14 protein-coding genes are annotated in these 17328 nt (G+C 52.7%); 11 read left to right on the top strand and 3 right to left on the bottom strand.

Going from position 1 to position 17328, the window contains the following annotated elements; translation table 11 throughout:
• Positions 1 to 214 precede the first annotated feature (214 nt).
• Together HZ297_RS04535 and HZ297_RS04530 are read right to left on the bottom strand one after the other, a co-directional pair.
• Positions 215 to 934 (bottom strand): VIT1/CCC1 transporter family protein, encoded by a 720-nt coding sequence (locus HZ297_RS04535; protein WP_178861789.1) that lies wholly within the window; start codon positions 932 to 934, stop codon positions 215 to 217.
• Between the two features lie 76 nt (positions 935 to 1010).
• The gene (locus HZ297_RS04530) at positions 1011 to 1466 is read right to left on the bottom strand and encodes an acyl-CoA thioesterase (protein ID WP_178861788.1); all 456 of its coding nucleotides are present in this window, start codon (positions 1464 to 1466) and stop codon (positions 1011 to 1013) included.
• A 73-nt stretch (positions 1467 to 1539) separates the two neighbouring features.
• Between HZ297_RS04530 and aroC the strand changes: the two genes are divergently transcribed.
• Both aroC and HZ297_RS04520 read left to right on the top strand, forming a co-directional pair.
• Positions 1540 to 2640 carry a chorismate synthase gene (aroC, locus tag HZ297_RS04525; RefSeq protein WP_178861787.1) on the top strand — a complete coding sequence of 367 codons (1101 nt, stop codon included), beginning with the start codon at positions 1540 to 1542 and terminating at the stop codon, positions 2638 to 2640.
• Complete coding sequence (locus tag HZ297_RS04520) at positions 2627 to 3817, top strand: MFS transporter (protein ID WP_178861786.1); 1191 nt, start codon at positions 2627 to 2629, stop codon at positions 3815 to 3817. Before aroC ends, HZ297_RS04520 begins: the two co-directional genes overlap by 14 nt.
• 95 nt (positions 3818 to 3912) lie before the next feature.
• On the opposite strand, the gene HZ297_RS04515 is transcribed toward HZ297_RS04520, so the two are convergent.
• The gene (locus HZ297_RS04515) at positions 3913 to 5934 is read right to left on the bottom strand and encodes an EAL domain-containing protein (RefSeq protein ID WP_178861785.1); all 2022 of its coding nucleotides are present in this window, start codon (positions 5932 to 5934) and stop codon (positions 3913 to 3915) included.
• A gap of 136 nt (positions 5935 to 6070) precedes the next feature.
• Between HZ297_RS04515 and gloA the strand changes: the two genes are divergently transcribed.
• The 9 genes from gloA (at position 6071) to HZ297_RS04470 (ending at position 17323) form a co-directional block, all read left to right on the top strand.
• The gene (gene gloA, locus HZ297_RS04510; protein WP_178861784.1) at positions 6071 to 6466 is read left to right on the top strand and encodes a lactoylglutathione lyase; all 396 of its coding nucleotides are present in this window, start codon (positions 6071 to 6073) and stop codon (positions 6464 to 6466) included.
• Positions 6467 to 6696: 230 nt separating this feature from the next.
• Positions 6697 to 9372, top strand: coding sequence for a methyl-accepting chemotaxis protein (locus HZ297_RS04505; protein ID WP_178861783.1), 2676 nt, complete (start codon positions 6697 to 6699; stop codon positions 9370 to 9372).
• Positions 9373 to 9518: 146 nt separating this feature from the next.
• Complete coding sequence (locus tag HZ297_RS04500; RefSeq protein ID WP_178861782.1) at positions 9519 to 10067, top strand: cytochrome b; 549 nt, start codon at positions 9519 to 9521, stop codon at positions 10065 to 10067.
• A 70-nt stretch (positions 10068 to 10137) separates the two neighbouring features.
• Complete coding sequence (locus HZ297_RS04495; protein WP_246261620.1) at positions 10138 to 10770, top strand: YceI family protein; 633 nt, start codon at positions 10138 to 10140, stop codon at positions 10768 to 10770.
• Between the two features lie 93 nt (positions 10771 to 10863).
• A complete protein-coding gene (locus HZ297_RS04490; RefSeq protein ID WP_178861781.1) occupies positions 10864 to 11097 on the top strand; it encodes a DUF2798 domain-containing protein in 234 nt (77 codons plus the stop codon).
• A gap of 64 nt (positions 11098 to 11161) precedes the next feature.
• The gene (locus HZ297_RS04485; RefSeq protein ID WP_178861780.1) at positions 11162 to 12103 is read left to right on the top strand and encodes a LysR substrate-binding domain-containing protein; all 942 of its coding nucleotides are present in this window, start codon (positions 11162 to 11164) and stop codon (positions 12101 to 12103) included.
• A gap of 239 nt (positions 12104 to 12342) precedes the next feature.
• Entirely contained in the window at positions 12343 to 13743 is a 1401-nt protein-coding gene (locus HZ297_RS04480; protein WP_178861779.1) for a ribulose-bisphosphate carboxylase, read from the top strand.
• Positions 13744 to 14098: 355 nt separating this feature from the next.
• Positions 14099 to 14899 carry a CbbQ/NirQ/NorQ/GpvN family protein gene (locus HZ297_RS04475; protein WP_178861778.1) on the top strand — a complete coding sequence of 267 codons (801 nt, stop codon included), beginning with the start codon at positions 14099 to 14101 and terminating at the stop codon, positions 14897 to 14899.
• Positions 14900 to 15058: 159 nt separating this feature from the next.
• Positions 15059 to 17323 (top strand): nitric oxide reductase activation protein NorD, encoded by a 2265-nt coding sequence (locus HZ297_RS04470; protein ID WP_178861777.1) that lies wholly within the window; start codon positions 15059 to 15061, stop codon positions 17321 to 17323.
• Positions 17324 to 17328: the final 5 nt, after the last annotated feature.

Below are 17328 nucleotides of genomic sequence, written 5' to 3'. Positions count from 1 at the left end.
GATAGACTTGCCCCCAATAACGTATTTGACGACTGGGTATGCCGGTGAGTGTTGAGAGAGCGGTAGAATTTTCGCCCTGAAGATAGCGCTTTGCTATGGTGACTTTTGTATTGCGACTGTATTTGGACATGAAAAACCCCCAAAGTTGGTGTCCAACATTTGGGGGTCACTTCAAATTGCCGGTTTTTTTGTGACATTTGCGGAGGGTGGGTAATCAGCCAGCAGCACCAAAAACCAAGCCCACATAAGTGGTCACGGCCATGGCGATGGCACCCCAGATAAACATGCGCACCGCACCGGTCAGCATGTTGGCGCCGCCGGTTTTGGCGGCCAGTGCGCCCAGAAACGCCAATAGCAGTAATGAAGCGCCGGCCACAATATATCCCATGTTTTCCATCGGGAGCAGGGCGACCAGCAGTACCGGCACCGCGGCACCGGAAACAAAGGAGGCGGCGGAAGCAAAAGCCGCTTGCAGCGGGCGGGCGCTGTGTACTTCATGCAAACCCAGTTCGTCTTTGGCATGTGCGCCCAAGGCGTCATGCTCCATCAATTCCAGCGCGACCTGATGTGCCGTGGCTTCACTGACACCGCGCTGGCGGTAGATGAGTGCCAGCTCGGCCAGTTCTGTGTCCCAATCCTCTTCAAGCGCAATGCGTTCTTTCTCCAGATCGGCTTTTTCGGTGTCGGATTGCGAGCTGACGGAAACATATTCGCCGGCCGCCATGGACAGAGCGCCGGCGACGAGTGCGGCGACGCCGACCAGCAATATCGAATCCTTGTCGGCACCCGAGGCGATGACGCCCACCAATAGACTCACCACCGAGATAATGCCGTCGTTGGCGCCGAGCACCGCCGCTCTGAGCCAGCCCATGCGGTGGCTGAAGTGTTCTTCGACCAGATGTTTTTCCAGCATCTCTTCGGTAAAGTGCGCCATGCCAATCTCCTTGTAAGCGGTTTGTCCCATCTTACCCGGCCCGTTGAGTTTGCAAAAGCCCTTTTTGAAAACGCTTTTATTCGTCGCTTTGCTGGCGGTACGGCTCTATAAAGGCATTAGGAATCGGGCGGGGTTTGTGTTTGACCAGGTCGATGCAGACATAGGTGGCTTCGGCGCTAAAGACGGTTTTGGCGTCGCGCGGACGGATAATCTGGAAATGACGTTTGCGTAGGCAGCAGCCAAGGCGTTCGCCGACCCAGGTGGCGATCAGAAGTTCATCACCTTCGTAGCAGCTGGCGTGGTAGTGCATGCAGTTTTCATAGACGGCCATGATGCGGTTGAGCTGTTTCTGTAGATCATGGTTGATGCCGACCGCTTTGGCATGCGCCCAAGCGACCTGTTCCATCCACGCTAGATAGCTTTTGTTGTTGACGTGGCCGAGGAAGTCGAGTTCGTCCTGGCTGACGGTGTGCGGCTGAATAAACGGGGCAGGATGTTGCCACTCAAGCGCGGCTGAATCGTTGGTTCGCATTACTTTTACAGGCTTTTTAGGTAGAATACTCCGCATTATAAAGAATTTAGCCAAGAGTTTAGAGAGACAGCTTATGTCGGGTAATACGTTAGGACAAAATTTTCGCGTCACCACCTTCGGTGAAAGCCACGGGATTGCGTTGGGTTGCATTGTGGACGGCTGCCCGCCGGGATTGGCGTTGAGCGAGGCCGATATTCAGATTGAACTGGATCGCAGAAAGCCGGGTACCTCCAAACACGCTACGGCGCGCCGCGAGGACGATGTGGTGCAGATTTTGTCGGGGGTGTTCGAGGGCAAGACCACCGGTACGCCGATCGGCATGATTATCCACAACACCGACCAGCGTTCGCAGGACTATTCCAAGGTGGCGGAAACCTTCCGTCCCTCGCATGCCGACTATACTTATACGCAGAAGTACGGCTTGCGCGATTACCGCGGCGGCGGGCGTTCTTCGGCGCGCGAAACGGCGATGCGCGTGGCCGCCGGGGCGATTGCCAAGAAGTACCTGAAAGAACGTTTGGGTGTGGAGATCAAAGGCTATCTGTCGCAGTTGGGGCCGATCAAGGTCGAGAACGTGAGCTGGCCGTTTGACAACGACAACGAGTATTTCTGCCCGACCGTGGAAAAGCGCGAAGAGATTCGCGTTTATATGGACAACCTGCTGAAACAGAAAGATTCGGTGGGCGCGAAGATCACGATTGTGGCCAAAAACGTGCCGGTGGGGTTGGGCGAGCCGATTTTCGACCGTTTGGATGCGGATTTGGCGCACGCCTTGATGAGCATCAATGCCGTGAAAGGCGTGGAGATCGGCGACGGTTTTGCGGTTGCCGGACAACGCGGCACGGAGCATCGTGACGAGATGACTCCGCAAGGCTTTGTGTCGAACCATTCGGGCGGGATTCTGGGCGGGATTTCCACCGGTCAGGACATAGTCGCGCATATCGCGCTGAAACCGACTTCCAGCATTATGACGCCGGGTCGCTCCATCAATACGCAGGGCGAGGCGATCGAGATGGTCACCAAAGGCCGCCACGACCCATGCGTAGGCATCCGCGCCACGCCGATTGCCGAAGCGCAAATGGCGATTGTGCTGCTGGATCACTTTATGCGCAACCGCGCGCAGAACGGCGACGTGGTGCCGCCGATCATCGATCTGGCCCATGCCGGAAAATAAGCCCTTAGCGGACACGTCAGACCATCGGGGCGAACGCCCCTGTTCCTATAAGACAGCCTATTCACGGCTGTCTTTGCATTATTTCTTCTATTTCAGCGTGCTCGGTGCGCTTTTGCCTTACCTAGGTTTGTATTTTCAATCACTGTCGTTTTCCGCCGTGGAAATCGGCCAGTTATTGGGCGTGTTGCTCGCCACCAAGGTGATTGCACCCAATCTGTGGGGCTGGCTGGCGGACCGTTCCGGTTATTCGATAAAATGGGTGCGGCTGGCCACCGGGCTGACAGTGCTGATCGGTGCCGGTTTGTTGCTGTTTGACACCTATTGGCCGCTGCTGCTGACCATCCTGTTTTTCAGTTTTTTCTGGCACGCCTCTTTGCCGCAGTTCGAGTCTTATACCTTTGGTTGTTTGGGGCACGAAAAACACCGCTATGGCGAGATCCGCCTGTGGGGGTCGGTGGGCTTTATTGCCGCCGTGCTGGCGATCGGCTGGCAGGTGGAGCACTGGGGCATCGGCGTCTTGCCGTGGGATCTGTTTGCCTTGCTCGGCGTGGTGTGGCTGACCACCTTTCTGGTGCGCGACTATCAGCGTCCGGTGGTGATGGACAACAGCGCAGGTTTTGTCGATATTCTGCGGCAGCCGGCGGTGTGGCATCTGCTATTGGTGAGTTTTTTGGTGCAGTTGTCGCACGGCACTTACTATGCGTTTTTTACGATTCAGCTGACCGATCTGGGGTATGACAAAACCGCCATTGCCTGGCTGTGGGCGTTGGGGGTGATTGCCGAAATCGGGGTGTTTCTGTACATGGCGCGCCTGTTTCAGCGCTACAGCGTGCGGTTCCTGATTTTGCTGAGTCTGTTGCTGACCTTTATCCGCTGGAGCATGAATGCGACGCTGGCGGAGTATTGGCCGTTAATGATCTTGGCCCAGCTCCTGCATGCGGCGAGTTTTGGTTTGTTCCACGCGGCGGCGATCCATTTGATTGACCACTATTTTCAGGGGCGTCACCACGGCAAAGGGCAGGCGATTTTTGCAGCCAGCAGTCATGGTCTGGGCGGGGCCCTGGGGATGTTGATGGCAGGCTATGCCTGGCAAAGCGGACAGGCCGGCTTGGCGTATGGCTTGTGCGCCCTGGCAGTCTTGATGGCCGGATGGTTTGCATGGCGCGGCGTGCGGTGATTTAAAGCCCTGTCCTAATCAACTGAGCACCCGGCCTGTTGCTTTTGAACAGGCCGGGTGCTCGACAGCTGGGGTTAATTGAGGTGCCCAGTTGTTTAGGGCAGGGTTTGTTCGAACTCCGCCAGTGGTTGCGGACGCCCGAAGAGGTAGCCCTGGTAATGCAGGCAGCCGAGGGTGGCAAGGGCTTTTTGCTGTTCCTGGGTTTCGACCCCTTCGGCAATGACGTTGAGCTGCAGTTCTTGCGCCAGGGTAATGACCATTCTGGCGATGGCGGCGTCGTTGGGGTCTTCGAGAATGTCGCGGACAAAACTCTGGTCGATTTTCAGCTGGTCGAGCGGCAGACGCTTGAGATAGCTCAGCGAGGAGTAACCGGTGCCGAAATCGTCGAGCGAGATGGCGATGCCGAGGGTTTTGAGTTCGCGCATTTTCTGCATCACCTGCTGAATGTCGGCCACAAACAGCGACTCGGTCAGTTCAAGTTTGAGTTTGTTGGCCGGTGCGCCGCTGCTTTGCAGTGCCCGGGTGACTTGTTCGACAAAGTCGGCCTGGTAGAACTGGTGGGCGCTGACATTGACCGCCAGCGTCAGATGCTGTAAAGCGGGATGCTGCTGCCAGTGGTAGAGGGTTTGGCAGGCCGATTGCATGACCCATTGGCCGATAGGCAGAATCAGGCCGCACTCTTCTGCCATAGACATAAACACATTGGGCGCGAGCAGGCCGCGTTGCGGATGGTGCCAGCGCAGCAGCGCCTCGGCGCCCGTGGTTTGTCCGTGTTCATCCACCTGCGGTTGGTAATAGAGTTCGAAGTTGTTTTCTAGCACGGCGGTGCGCAGGTCTTTTTCGAGTTCGCTGCGCGCGGTGATCTGCGCGAGCATGCTTTCCTCAAACAGCTTGTAGGTGTTGCGGCCGCTGAGTTTGGCCTGATACATGGCGACTTCGGCGAATTTGAGCAGTTCCTCGTGCGAACTTTTTTCGTCGAGCGCGAGGGCACCGCCGAGACTCACGGTAATCTGGTAGTCGCGCTGTTCGACCAGGTAGGGACGGTCAAGGTCGTCGAGCAGCAGACGGATGGTTTCTTCGAGCTGCAGGCGGGCAGCTTGCACGGAACGCTTGAGTTTAGGCAGCATGACGACGAATTCGTCGCCGCTCAGGCGTCCGGCAAAACAGGTGTTAGCGCAAAACTCGTTGAGTCGTCCGGAAACGGCCTGTAGCAGTTTGTCGCCGAACTTGTGGCCGAGGGTATCGTTGAGCAGTTTGAAATTGTCGATGTCGAGCAAAATCAAGCCTAAGCGGCCCCCCGGATGCGTTTGAGTGTGTTGGGCCAGCGTCTGTTCGATCAGATGGCGATTGGGGAGTTGGGTGAGATTGTCGTAATGGGCCAGATGCTGGATGTTGGCATTGGCCTGGTCGAGTTTCAGTTGATGACGCCAGGCTAGGCTGAAACCGAACAGGCCGATGAGCCATACCACGGCGTGGCTGATGGAGAGTTCGATGCGGCGCGTGGTTTGATGTTGCAGCAACGGTTTCATGGGTAGGTAGGCGGCAATGCCACCGCGCACATCGCCGACCTTGTAGCCCTGCTGGGCGTGGCATTTGAGGCAGGGCGCCTCCACGATAAACGGCACCATCATGCGCAGGTGCGTTTCGCCATCGATTTCGCCGAGCGACTGGACGCGTTCAGGTTTGATTTCAAAAGAATTGAGTGCGGCGGTTTCCCATTCGTCGGGAACGTTGTTGGGATTGATGGGGTTGAGGCTGGTAATGACGGTTTTGGTGCCGTATTGGTCGGCGAAATAGAGTTGCATTTCGCGGAGCATATAGGCTGGATTCATGAGGGTGAGCGCTTGACCGTCGGTGGTCATGACATTTTTGCCGGGCACATTCAGGTAGGGATTGGGCGGCGTGCGTTCGGTTGGCGGCACATAGACGCCACCGTGCGAGGTGGCCCAGTTGCGGTAACTGAGGTCTTTGTTGAGGGCGGCCAGTGCTGCGGACTCTGCCGTTTTCAGGGTGGCTTGCCAGAGGCTGTAAAAGTTGTAGCCCAGGGAAGCGAGAATCAAGCCCGTCCAAAGCAGCATAACGCCGATAAAACGGTGTGTGGCATTCTGTAAGGTCATGATGATTCGGCCATAAACCCCATAAAAAAGACAATAAAAAAGACTTTGAACCGCGCGTTTCGCCATCTTAACACGCGTAAGTGTTTTTTCGGTACAATTTGGGTTTTAAAACGTCTGGATGTAAAAGGAGCAGGTTATGAGATTGTTGCACACAATGTTGCGGGTGGGTGATTTGGACAGATCCATCAAGTTCTACACCGAGGTGTTGGGCATGAAACTGCTGCGCCAGAAGGATTATCCGCAGGGGGAGTTTACCCTGGCGTTTTTGGGTTACGGTAACGAGGAAGAGAATACCGTATTGGAACTGACTTATAACTGGGGAGTGGACAAGTATGAACTGGGTACGGCGTATGGTCATATCGCCATTGAAGTGCCGGATGTCTATGCGGCTGCGGAAGCGATCAAGCAGGCTGGCGGCAAGATTATTCGCGAAGCCGGACCGATGAACGCCGGCACCACCATTATCGCCTTTGCGGAAGATCCGGATGGCTATCAGATCGAGTTCATTGGCGCAGACCATGTGCGCAGTTGATTGCTGGCATCCAAGTTAAAATCATGAAGAGACCCGGCCTGCCGGGTTTTTTTATGGGTGAAATCGGCCAATAAACCTACATGATTACTAGGGTGATTACTTTTTTCTTTGACTCTTAAAGTAATTTTGATGCGTATTTGTACCATATCGGTAAAGACTTCTGCCGCATTTGTGTAATATATCCAGTGGTTTAACCATGAAATGATTATGGCTTTCAGAAGAGGATGTCTATGCGCAATAATCAGCCCGTAACGGATAATGAGTATAAGGTCCCGCAAGGTGTGACCTTGGTGTCGGAAACCGATTTGCATGGAACGATTACGCATTGCAATGATGCGTTTGAAATCGCCAGCGGATTTTCCCGCCGTGAATTGATCGGCCAGCCGCACAATATTGTGCGCCATCCGGATGTCCCCGAGGCGGTGTTCGAGGATATGTGGCAAACGTTGAAGACCGGGCATCCCTGGACGCAAGTGGTCAAAAACCGTCGGGCCGATGGCGGATTCTATTGGGTGAGGGCCAATGTGACGCCGGTGTATAACAACGGCGATTTGCGCGGTTATATGTCGGTAAGATGCGCGGTTTCCGCCGAGGAGATTGATGCGGCCGAAAGGGCCTACGAAGCGATCAGAACCGGGGTCAGTCGCATTAAACAGGGGCACCTTGTTGCCGGCTACGACTGGCAGCGGCTGAATGTTTTCGCGCATCTGAATCCCGCGGTGCAACTGATGCTGTGGGTTTTCCTGTTGTATCTGGTGCCGGTGCAGGTTTACGCGGCGGTCAATCAATTGGAGATGGCCGGCCCCTTGAGTTTTGCGCTGTTGGGTTTGATTCCGCCGTTGGTGTACGGCTTGAGAAAGCAGCGCGCACATCGCCAGGGATTGCACATACTGCAACGCATCGCCAACTGCGAAGAGGTTGAGTTTGAGCGTTTTAATCCAAAAAATCTCACCGGACGATTGTTGAGTGCGATGAAAGCCGCTTCGATTGCGATGCGCGCCCGCAATGAAGATTCGTTGTTTCAGCTGGACAAGGCCAAGCAGCTGGAAATTGCCATGGAACAGATCAGTTCCAATATCATGATTGCCAACAGCAAGCTTGAAATCGTCTATATGAACAAACATATGCGCCATTTTTTAAAAGAGCGTGAAGAGGCGTTTAAGTTGGCGCTTCCGGATTTTGATGCCGATAGGCTTTTGGGCGCGAATATTGACAGCTTTCACCGCCATCCCGAGCATAACCGCGCGATGCTGCAACAGATCAAGAGTCCGACATTAACCGAGATCACGTTGGGCAGTTTTCATCTGGGATTGATGATTATCCCGGTCTTCAACCGCAACGGCGAACAAATCAGCACGTTGGTGGAGTGGCAGGATAAAACGGCCGAGAAACAGTTGATTGAACAGATTGGTACGGCGGTGAAGGCGGCCGAAGAAGGCTTGCTGGATCGACGCATCGATCTGTCGCAAACCAGCGGAATCGTCAAACAGTTGGGCGAGTCGGTCAACCGCTTGTTGGAGACGATTGAAAACCCGATTAAAGAGGCGGTGAATGTGTCGGTCGCGCTGGCGGAAGGCAATCTGACCGAACACGTGGAAGGCGATTATCTGGGACGTTTTGCGGTGTTGAAAGAGAGTTTGAACGTGGCGGTGGATAATTTGAGTTCCATGATGGCGCAAACGCGCATCGCCGCGCATAACGTGTTGCAGGGAACCGAGCAGATTAATCGCGGCAGTCAGGATTTGAATGCGCGCACCCAGAATCAGGCGATTTCGCTGGAACAGACCAGCGGCAATATGGCTCAGATGACCTCGGCGGTGAAACAGAGCGCCAATAATGCCGCCGCGGCGGAGACGATTACCCAGAAGACCGCCAGTATGGCCGAATCGGGTGTTGAGGTGATGCAGAATGCGATCCACTCCATGGAGCAGATTCATGCGTCGAGCCAGAAAATTCAGGACATTATCGAGTTGATCGATTCGATTGCCTTCCAAACCAATCTGCTGGCGTTGAATGCCTCGGTGGAAGCGGCACGTGCCGGAGAACATGGTCGCGGCTTTGCCGTTGTGGCCTCGGAAGTGCGGAATCTGGCGCAGAAATCGGCCGATGCCGCAGAGGATATCCGTAAACTCATCGAGGATACGACGCGCAAGGTGGCCGACGGAACGCAAACCGTCAAGGCTTCGGGCGAGGCGTTGAATGAGATTGTTGCGTCGGTTAATCACGTCAAACAGATCATTGAGGAGATCTCGCACTCCAGTACCGAACAAAGCGATGGAATCGGGCAGGTGAATCAGGCGATCACCGCGATGGACGGTGCCGTTCAGCAGAATGCCGCCCTAGTGGAGGAGACGGCGGCGACGGCGGAGGCGCTGCGCAAGATGTCGGATATGATGATTACCACCGTCAATCATTTCAAAATCAGCGAAGCGGTACTGCAGCAGACCAGTGTTTCTGCAGAGGAGTTTGACTTTGCCTCCGCCAAGCGGGCGCATCGCCGTTGGCGGGTGAATGTACGCGCCTATATCAACGATGTGGATGTGCATTTCAATAAGCAGGCTGCGACCGACCCGACGGCGTGTGCGCTGGGGCAGTGGCTCTACTCCGCCGGCAAGCATTTCGCGCAGTTACCGGCCTACCAAAAGCTGGAGAAGGTTCATGCCGAAATGCATGCGTTTATCGGAACGATTATTGCATTGAAAGATATTGGCGATATGGAACAGGCGAATCAGCTGATCGAAGGGATGAAACCGCGCAGTGAAGAGGTGATTGCCTGCATTGACGAACTGGAACGTGCACTGACCGGCGCCGTGCAGGTGCTGCCGCAATCCGGGAGGGCGAGCGGCGCGTCTTCCCGTCTGCCCGACTCCTCCGACAAGGCATCAGCAGTGCGGCAAATCGCCTAAATGAAGGTTAGCTCTTCAAAATAGCGCCCGCCTCGCCGCGGGCGCGATTCTTATTGTTGCTGCAATAGCAACAGTCTTTTGATTTATTGTCTATTTCTCAAGCCTTAATCCCCCGTTAAGATAAGCAAAAAGCAGGGGAATGCGTGATGTTCACAAACAGTACTCAGGGATATGGTTTGATCAGTGTGCTTTTCCACTGGTTGTTGGCGCTGCTTATTCCGGGATTGTTTGCGTTGGGCGTGTGGATGGTGGAGTTGGACTACTATTCCGAATGGTATCACCGCGCGCCGGCTATTCACAAAGCGGTCGGCGTGTCGGTGGTGGGTCTGATGATTTTGCGCTGGATATGGCTACGGCTCAATCCGCGGGTGTTACCGCTGATGCATGCCGATTGGGAACATCTGGCCGCTAAAACCGTCCATGCGCTGCTTTATCTGGGCGTGCTGCTATTGGGCACGAGCGGTTATCTGATTGCAACCGCGGAAGGACAGGGAGTGAAGGTGTTCGATGTGTTTGAAGTCCCGCCCTTGAGTGCAGAAGCCTTGTTTGAACGCCAGGCGGATTTGGCCGGTGAAATCCATGTGTATGTGGCCTATGGCTTGATGGCGTTGGTGGTATTGCATGTGGCGGGTGCTTTGAAACATCATTTCATCGACCGCGATGCGACGCTGCGAAGAATGCTTGGCAAGCGCTGAAACCTTGGCAGGAGGCGCTCGGTGTAACGCCGCTTAGGACACTTTGTGAATTGATGGGAAGGAGAAAGCGATGGCAATTAATACAATGAAAAGGGTAGCCGCAAAACAGGCGGGCACCCGATCCAACAAAAAAGTGGCGGCCGCGCTGCTGGCGAGTGCTTTGCTGGCCTTGAGTCCGATGGTTGCGGCGGCGCCGGTGAACTATACGATTGACACGCAGGGGATGCACGCCTCGATCAACTTCAAGATCCAGCATTTGGGATATAGCTGGCTGACGGGGCGTTTCGAGAAATTTGGCGGAAGTTATGTGTATGATGCGGACAATGTGGCCAACAGCAAGGTGGAGGTCGAGATCGATACCGCCAGCATTAACAGTAACCATGCCGAACGCGACAAGCATCTGCGCAGTGCCGATTTTCTAAATGTACAAAAATATCCGCAGGCGCGTTTTGAAAGCCGCAAAGTCAGCGGCTCGGACAGCGAAATGGTGATTGATGGACAGTTGACCCTGAACGGCGTGACCCGCGATGTGACCATTACCGCGCACAAAATCGGTGAAGGCAAAGACCCATGGGGCGGTTATCGCAGCGGCTTCAGTGGCGCAACCGAACTGACGTTGGCCGACTACGGCATCACCTACAATTTGGGGCCGGCTTCCACTAAAGTGTGGTTGGAGCTGAATATTGAAGGTGTTCGAAAATAGCGATTTGTTTTAAAATAAGCGGATTCAACCAGGCCGGAGAGCGTTGCCGTTCTCCGGCTTTTTTATTGGTAGTGCAAGATGGAGTAATAAAGAGTGATTGATGCCAAGTATCAGCACATTGTGTTTGCGTTTTTTATGGCGCTGTTTATGTCCTTTTTGATGTCGGCGGCGATCAGTGCGATCAATTTGGGATTCCCGGAGAATTTCTTCTCAATCTGGATGCATGCATGGATTTCGGCGTTTGTCATCGCCTTTCCGATTGTGATCTTTGTAGGGCCAATGGTCAGAAAGATTGTCGCCAAGCTGATTCGCACGCCGCAAAATTAACGCTTTCAAAACTCAACAGGCCGGGTGTACGATGAGTGTGGGTTTGAGAAGGTAGGGAACAGATATGCCGGAAAAAGGTTCATTATTAGCACGCAACGCCACCTTAAGGCAGTTGCAGGTATTTGAAAGCATTGCCCGCAATCAAAGCTTTACCAAAGCCGCCAAAGAGTTGCATCTGACGCAGCCAACGGTGTCCATGCAGGTCAAGAAACTGGCCGATGTGCTGCAGGCGCCGCTGTTCGAGCAGATCGGGCGCAAGGTATATCTGACCAATGCCGGGCTGGCATTGTATGAGGCGGCCAACGCCATTCTGGCGAAGTTATCGATTGCCGAGCAGAAGATCAACCATTTAAAGGGGTTCTCCGGCGGTAACGTCAAGTTGTCGGTGATTTCGACCGCGCAATATTTTGTGCCCAAAGTCATTCACGAGTTCACCCAGGCCTATCCGGATGTGACGGTACTGATGCGCGTGGGCAATAAAGAAAACCTGCTGGATCGCATTGCCAAAAACAAGGACGACTTCTATCTGCTCGGCCAGCCGCCGGAAGGTCTGAACGTGGTTTCCGAACCCTTGGCGATCAACCCGTTGGCGTTTGTGGCCAATGCCAAGCATCCGTTGGTGGGCAAGGAGCTGACCATCGAGGATTTGAAGGACGAGCCGTTTCTGATGCGCGAAACCGGGTCGGGCATCCGCGCGCAGGTCGAAAAGGTGTTTGGCGAATTTGATTTTCAGCCCAGTGTCAAAATGGTGCTGGGCGGTAATGAGGCGATCCGTCTGGGCCTGCTGCAGAATCTGGGGATTACCGTGGCATCCGTGCCGACACTGATGAACGAAATCAGTCGCGGCGAAATCGCCATCCTCAAAGTGAAAGGCTTTCCGGTCAACCGCCACTGGTACCTGGCCTATCCGACCGGCAAGATTCTGTCGATTGCCGCGGAAAAGCTGATTGAACTGCTGAAGGTGGAAGGTAAGCAGTTGAGTGAACAGGCATTTGCCAAGCTCTAACAAATTGGGTAAGCTAGCCAAATCAAAAAAACCATATCTTTTAAAAGGGTATGGTTTTTCTTTTTTGGATAATGTATAGATGGAAAGCAATCAAATAAATCAAAATTATTGATTTGTATTTATCCCTCGCTTCTCTATAATTCACCTTGTTTTCGGGAGTTGAGTCAGATCGGGGTTTGGCTCAACTAAAAATTAAGGACGTATTCTTTATTTAACGTCCCAAACTTGAGGTAAGAAAAATGGATCAGTCGAATCGTTACGCTGACTTAACTCTTTCAGAAGATAAATTGATTGCTGATGGTAATCACCTTCTTGTTGCATACCGTCTGAAACCAGCTGCTGGTTACGGCTTCCTGGAAGTTGCGGCTCACGTTGCTGCAGAGTCTTCAACAGGAACTAACGTTGAAGTTTCTACTACTGACGACTTCACTCGTGGTGTTGACGCGCTAGTTTATGAAATCGACGAAGCTGCATTCGGTGAGCAAGGTGGTCTGATGAAGATCGCTTACCCAGTTGCGCTGTTCGATCCTAACCTGATCGATGGTTTCTACAACGTTTCTCACATGTGGTCTTTGATCCTGGGTAACAACCAAGGTATGGGTGACCATGTTGGTCTACGTATGTTGGACTTCTTGGTTCCAGAGCAAATGGTTAAGAAATTCGACGGCCCAGCAACTGACATCTCTGACCTGTGGCGCGTTCTAGGTCGTCCAGAAGTTGACGGTGGTTACATCGCTGGTACGATCATCAAGCCAAAACTAGGTCTGCGTCCTGAGCCATTCGCGAAAGCATGTTATGACTTCTGGTTGGGCGGCGACTTCATCAAGAACGATGAGCCACAAGCTAACCAAACTTTCTGCCCAATGGAAGTGGTTATTCCTATGGTTGCCGAGACTATGGATCGTGCGCAACAAGCAACTGGTCAAGCTAAATTGTTCTCTGCGAACGTAACGGCTGACTGGCACCAAGAGATGATCAAGCGTGGTGATTACATCCTGAGCGAATTCGCTAAGTACGGTAACGAAAAACACGTTGCGTTCCTGGTTGACGGTTTCGTAACTGGTCCTGCTGGTGTAACGACTGCACGTCGTGCTTTCCCTGATACTTACCTACACTTCCACCGTGCAGGTCACGGTGCGGTAACTTCTTATAAGTCACCAATGGGTATGGATCCTTTGTGCTACATGAAGCTTGCTCGTTTGATGGGTGCTTCTGGTATCCACACTGGTACTATGGGTTACGGCAAAATGGAAGGTCACGGTGACGAGCGCGTACTAGCTTACATGCTTGAGCGTGACGAGTGTCAAGGTCACTACTTCTATCAGAAGTGGTACGGCATGAAGCCTACTACGCCAATCATCTCTGGTGGTATGAACGCGCTGCGTCTACCTGGCTTCTTCGAGAACCTGGGTCACGGTAACGTAATCAACACTTGTGGTGGCGGATCATTCGGTCACATCGACAGCCCAGCTGCGGGTGGTATCTCTCTAGGTCAGGCTTATGACTGCTGGAAGACGGGTGCAGACCCAATCGAATACGCTAAAGAGCACCCAGAATTTGCTCGCGCATTCGAATCATTCCCACGTGATGCAGACAAACTGTATCCGGGCTGGCGTGAGAAGTTGGGCGTTCACAAATAATCGTTCCTTTAGGGATGTTTATTTAGAAACCCAAAAAAGAACCTCTGTCTTCGGGCAGGGGTTTTTTTAACTCTCTAATTTATTGCCTACTTTTTCACTAGGTTATTTAACACGCTGTTTTGGCTTGCTTGTCAGAATGGGGCGTTAAGTGATTTTCTTTCTATAAGAGAGCGTTGCACGAGGTGAGTGCACGAATAAAAATGGTTAGAATTCGTCTGGTTTTTGTTGGAAAACTTGCCAATAGCTGGCTATTAGCTGCGTTTTCCGCCTCAATCAGCCAAATTTTTCCTCATTTTTCTTTCGCGCCACACTCGTACAACGCTCTCTATAACCATAACTGTTACGGGGAACAACTATGGATATTTCGCAATATAAAATTGAAAACGAACCTTTTTACGATGCTCAATCTAACGAAGTAGAGCTATACGAAGCCGCTTATGCGGCGCGCTTGCCGGTAATGGTGAAGGGGCCAACGGGGTGCGGTAAGTCACGTTTTGTGGAACACATGGCGTGGAAACTGGGTAAGCCAATCATCACCGTTTCTTGTAACGAAGACATCACCGCATCCGACCTGGTAGGTCGTTACCTGCTGGATGCCAACGGCACGCGTTGGGTCGATGGTCCTCTGACGATGGCGGCGCGTTATGGCGCAATCTGTTACCTGGATGAGATCGTTGAAGCGCGTCAAGATACCATGGTTGTTATCCACGCTTTGACCGACCACCGTCGTGAATTGTCTTTGGATAAAAAAGGTGAACTCATCAAGGCGCACCCGGATTTCCAGTTGGTAATCTCTTATAACCCGGGTTATCAGTCCTTAATGAAAGACCTGAAACAATCCACCAAACAGCGTTTCTGCGCGTTGGATTTTGATTATGCGGCTCCGGACGTAGAAGCGCACATTCTACAAAAAGAAGGTAGCGTTGACGAAGCGACTGCCAAGAAGTTGGTGCAGATCGGTGAAACCGCCCGTAACCTGAAAGGTCACGGTCTGGATGAAGGGATTTCTACGCGTTTGATGGTCTATGCGGCTACGCTGATCAATAAAGGCATCTCTCCGGTTGAAGCCTGTAAGATGGCGCTGGTGCGTCCGATTACGGATGATGCCGACATTCGCCAAACCCTCGACAATGCCATTGAGATGATCTTCGGCTAAACGTTTTAACCACAGAGACACAGAGACACAGAGAAACTTGTGTCTTGAGTCTTTGGGGATTAAAACGATTCATTCTTTTCGAGTCGCAGCGACAAAGTGTTTTGACTTAAAAACTCCGTGTCTCTGTGTCTCTGTGGTTAATTCAAAAGAGTCATGATTATGAATGAAGAATTATTAGCCGAATATCAGCCCAAGTTCACCTGTAAGTTTCCGAAGGCGGTCGAGCTGTTTCCCGAGCTGATCAATTACGCTGTGGCTAAACTGTCGCCACAGGGTGTTGAAGCTTATTTAGACGGCGCAAACTTTCTCTGTAAAATCGGGCAGGGCGTTGAACCTGTTTTGGTCTACATGGAAGTAATGCCGGATATTGCAGCGCATTTGGGGCAGGGCACCAACAAGCGGGTTGCTGACTACGCCTATCTGTTGGCGCGCAGCCCCAACAAAAAAGCCCTTATCCCGTTTTTGAACTCCTTGCGCAGTGTGTGTCGCCGTATCGATCGAATTGAAGATTTAGAGCTGTATCTGCAGATTATTGATGAATATGTCGACAAGACGCAGACGGTGATTCATGGCCATCACTCTTTGTATGAGAGTCCGGGGATGGTTGCGTTGCTGGAATCCATGCCGCAGCTGATCTCCAAGCTATGTCTGAACGGTATCCGCAACTTCATCGACTACGGTGCGCGCAACTATCTGAACGCGCCCGACGAGCAGATTGCTTACTTCAAGCTGGAATCGCACGATGCCAAGAGCATTATTACGCGTGAGCGTAAAGGTACGACCTTTAAAGATGTCGAACGCCACATGAATATGCTCAAGGATTGTATGTGGGATTGCGATTTGCCGTTCCAGACCTTTTCGACCGCCTTTGACCAGCTACGCAAGCCGGTGCCTTATCTTGATGATGAGATCATCGCCATGCCGGATGTGTATGACGTTGAGAATGGCGTATCGGGAATCGACCGTTATCGTGCGACCTTGGCGCACATGATGGCGCATAAGAGATGGTCTGGTAAGTTAATGGCGGACAACTTTGCACCGCACATGCAGTTGTTTATCTCCGTGTTCGAAGATTGTCGTGTTGAGCATTTGGCGATTCAGCGTTACCCGGGTCTGAAGAAATTGTTTCTGGCACTGCATCCCTATCCTGAAAAAGGCGCTTGTGACGATAGCAAACAGTCCTGTCTGCGCTACCGTGCGACGCGTATGTCGCGTGCTTTGCTGGACGAGAATTTTGATCCCGAAAACCCATTGCTGGAAGAGTTCCGCGAGCGTTTCCATAAAATCATGGCCGAGAAGGGCGAGAATTCCAGTACGAAGGATATGCAGGAGCTCGGGATTGATTTTTATGTGAAGACGCGCAAGCAGTCGTCGGATAGTCAACCAAGCGTGTTCTTTGATGATACCGAAGTCTCGTATCGTGATGACAACCGTTACATCTGGTTCTACTACGAAGAGTACGATGAATCCGATGAGATCATGCCTAACGAGTATGAAAACGAAGAGCCGGTGATTAGCAACGAGGGTGGTTTGCCGCCGCGTCATTATGACGAATGGGATTATATTTCGGAAGGCTACCGTCCGGATTGGACCACGGTCTACGAGCGTTTGCATCCGAGCGGTGACGCCGGCAAGATCGACCGCTTAATGGACAAGCATGCTGATTTGGCGAAGCGCTTGAAGAAAATGATTGAAGCTTTGAAGCCGCAGAACAAAAAGCGTATTCGCTTCCAGGAGGAAGGCGAGGAGCTGGATCTGGATGTGGCGTTGCGTTCGGTCATCGACTTCAAGAGCGGGCAGGCGCCCGATCCGCGTATCAACTACAGCCATACCACCGATAGTCGTAATATCGCGGTGATGTTGCTGGTGGATACGTCGCAATCGTTGAATGAGCGTAATCCGGAAACGGGGCAGACCTTGTTGGAGCTTTCCGAAGAGGCCTTGGCCATTACGGCCTGGACCGTCGAGAAGCTGGGCGATAAGTTTGCGATTGCCGGTTTCTGTTCCGATACCCGCCATGAAGTGCGTTACCAGCACATCAAAGGCTTCTCGGAAGGCTATACGGACGAAGTGAAAGCGCGCATTGCGGCGATGGAAGCCTCTTATTCAACCCGTATGGGTGCGGCGATGCGTCATGCGGCGCATTATCTTGAAGCGCAGAAAGCGGAGAAAAAGCTGATGTTGGTGTTGACCGACGGCGAGCCGGCGGATATCGATGCCAAAGACCCGCAAACGCTGATTCAGGATACCCACAAGGCGGTCGAGGAGTTGCAGAGTAAAGGCATTTACTCCTATTGCATCACGGTCGACCCTAAAGCGGATGAATATGTGGCGGATGTGTTCGGTAATCAATATACGGTGGTTGACCGTGTTGAGAAGTTGCCGGAATTGTTGCCGCAAGTCTTTATGAAGTTGACACATTAAATAAG

This window comes from Thiomicrorhabdus cannonii (assembly GCF_013391695.1).
GTDB classification, from domain to species: Bacteria; Pseudomonadota; Gammaproteobacteria; order Thiomicrospirales; family Thiomicrospiraceae; genus Thiomicrorhabdus; species Thiomicrorhabdus cannonii.
Note: the sequence above shows the minus strand (reverse complement) of the source record. Positions and strands in the feature narration are given on the sequence as shown.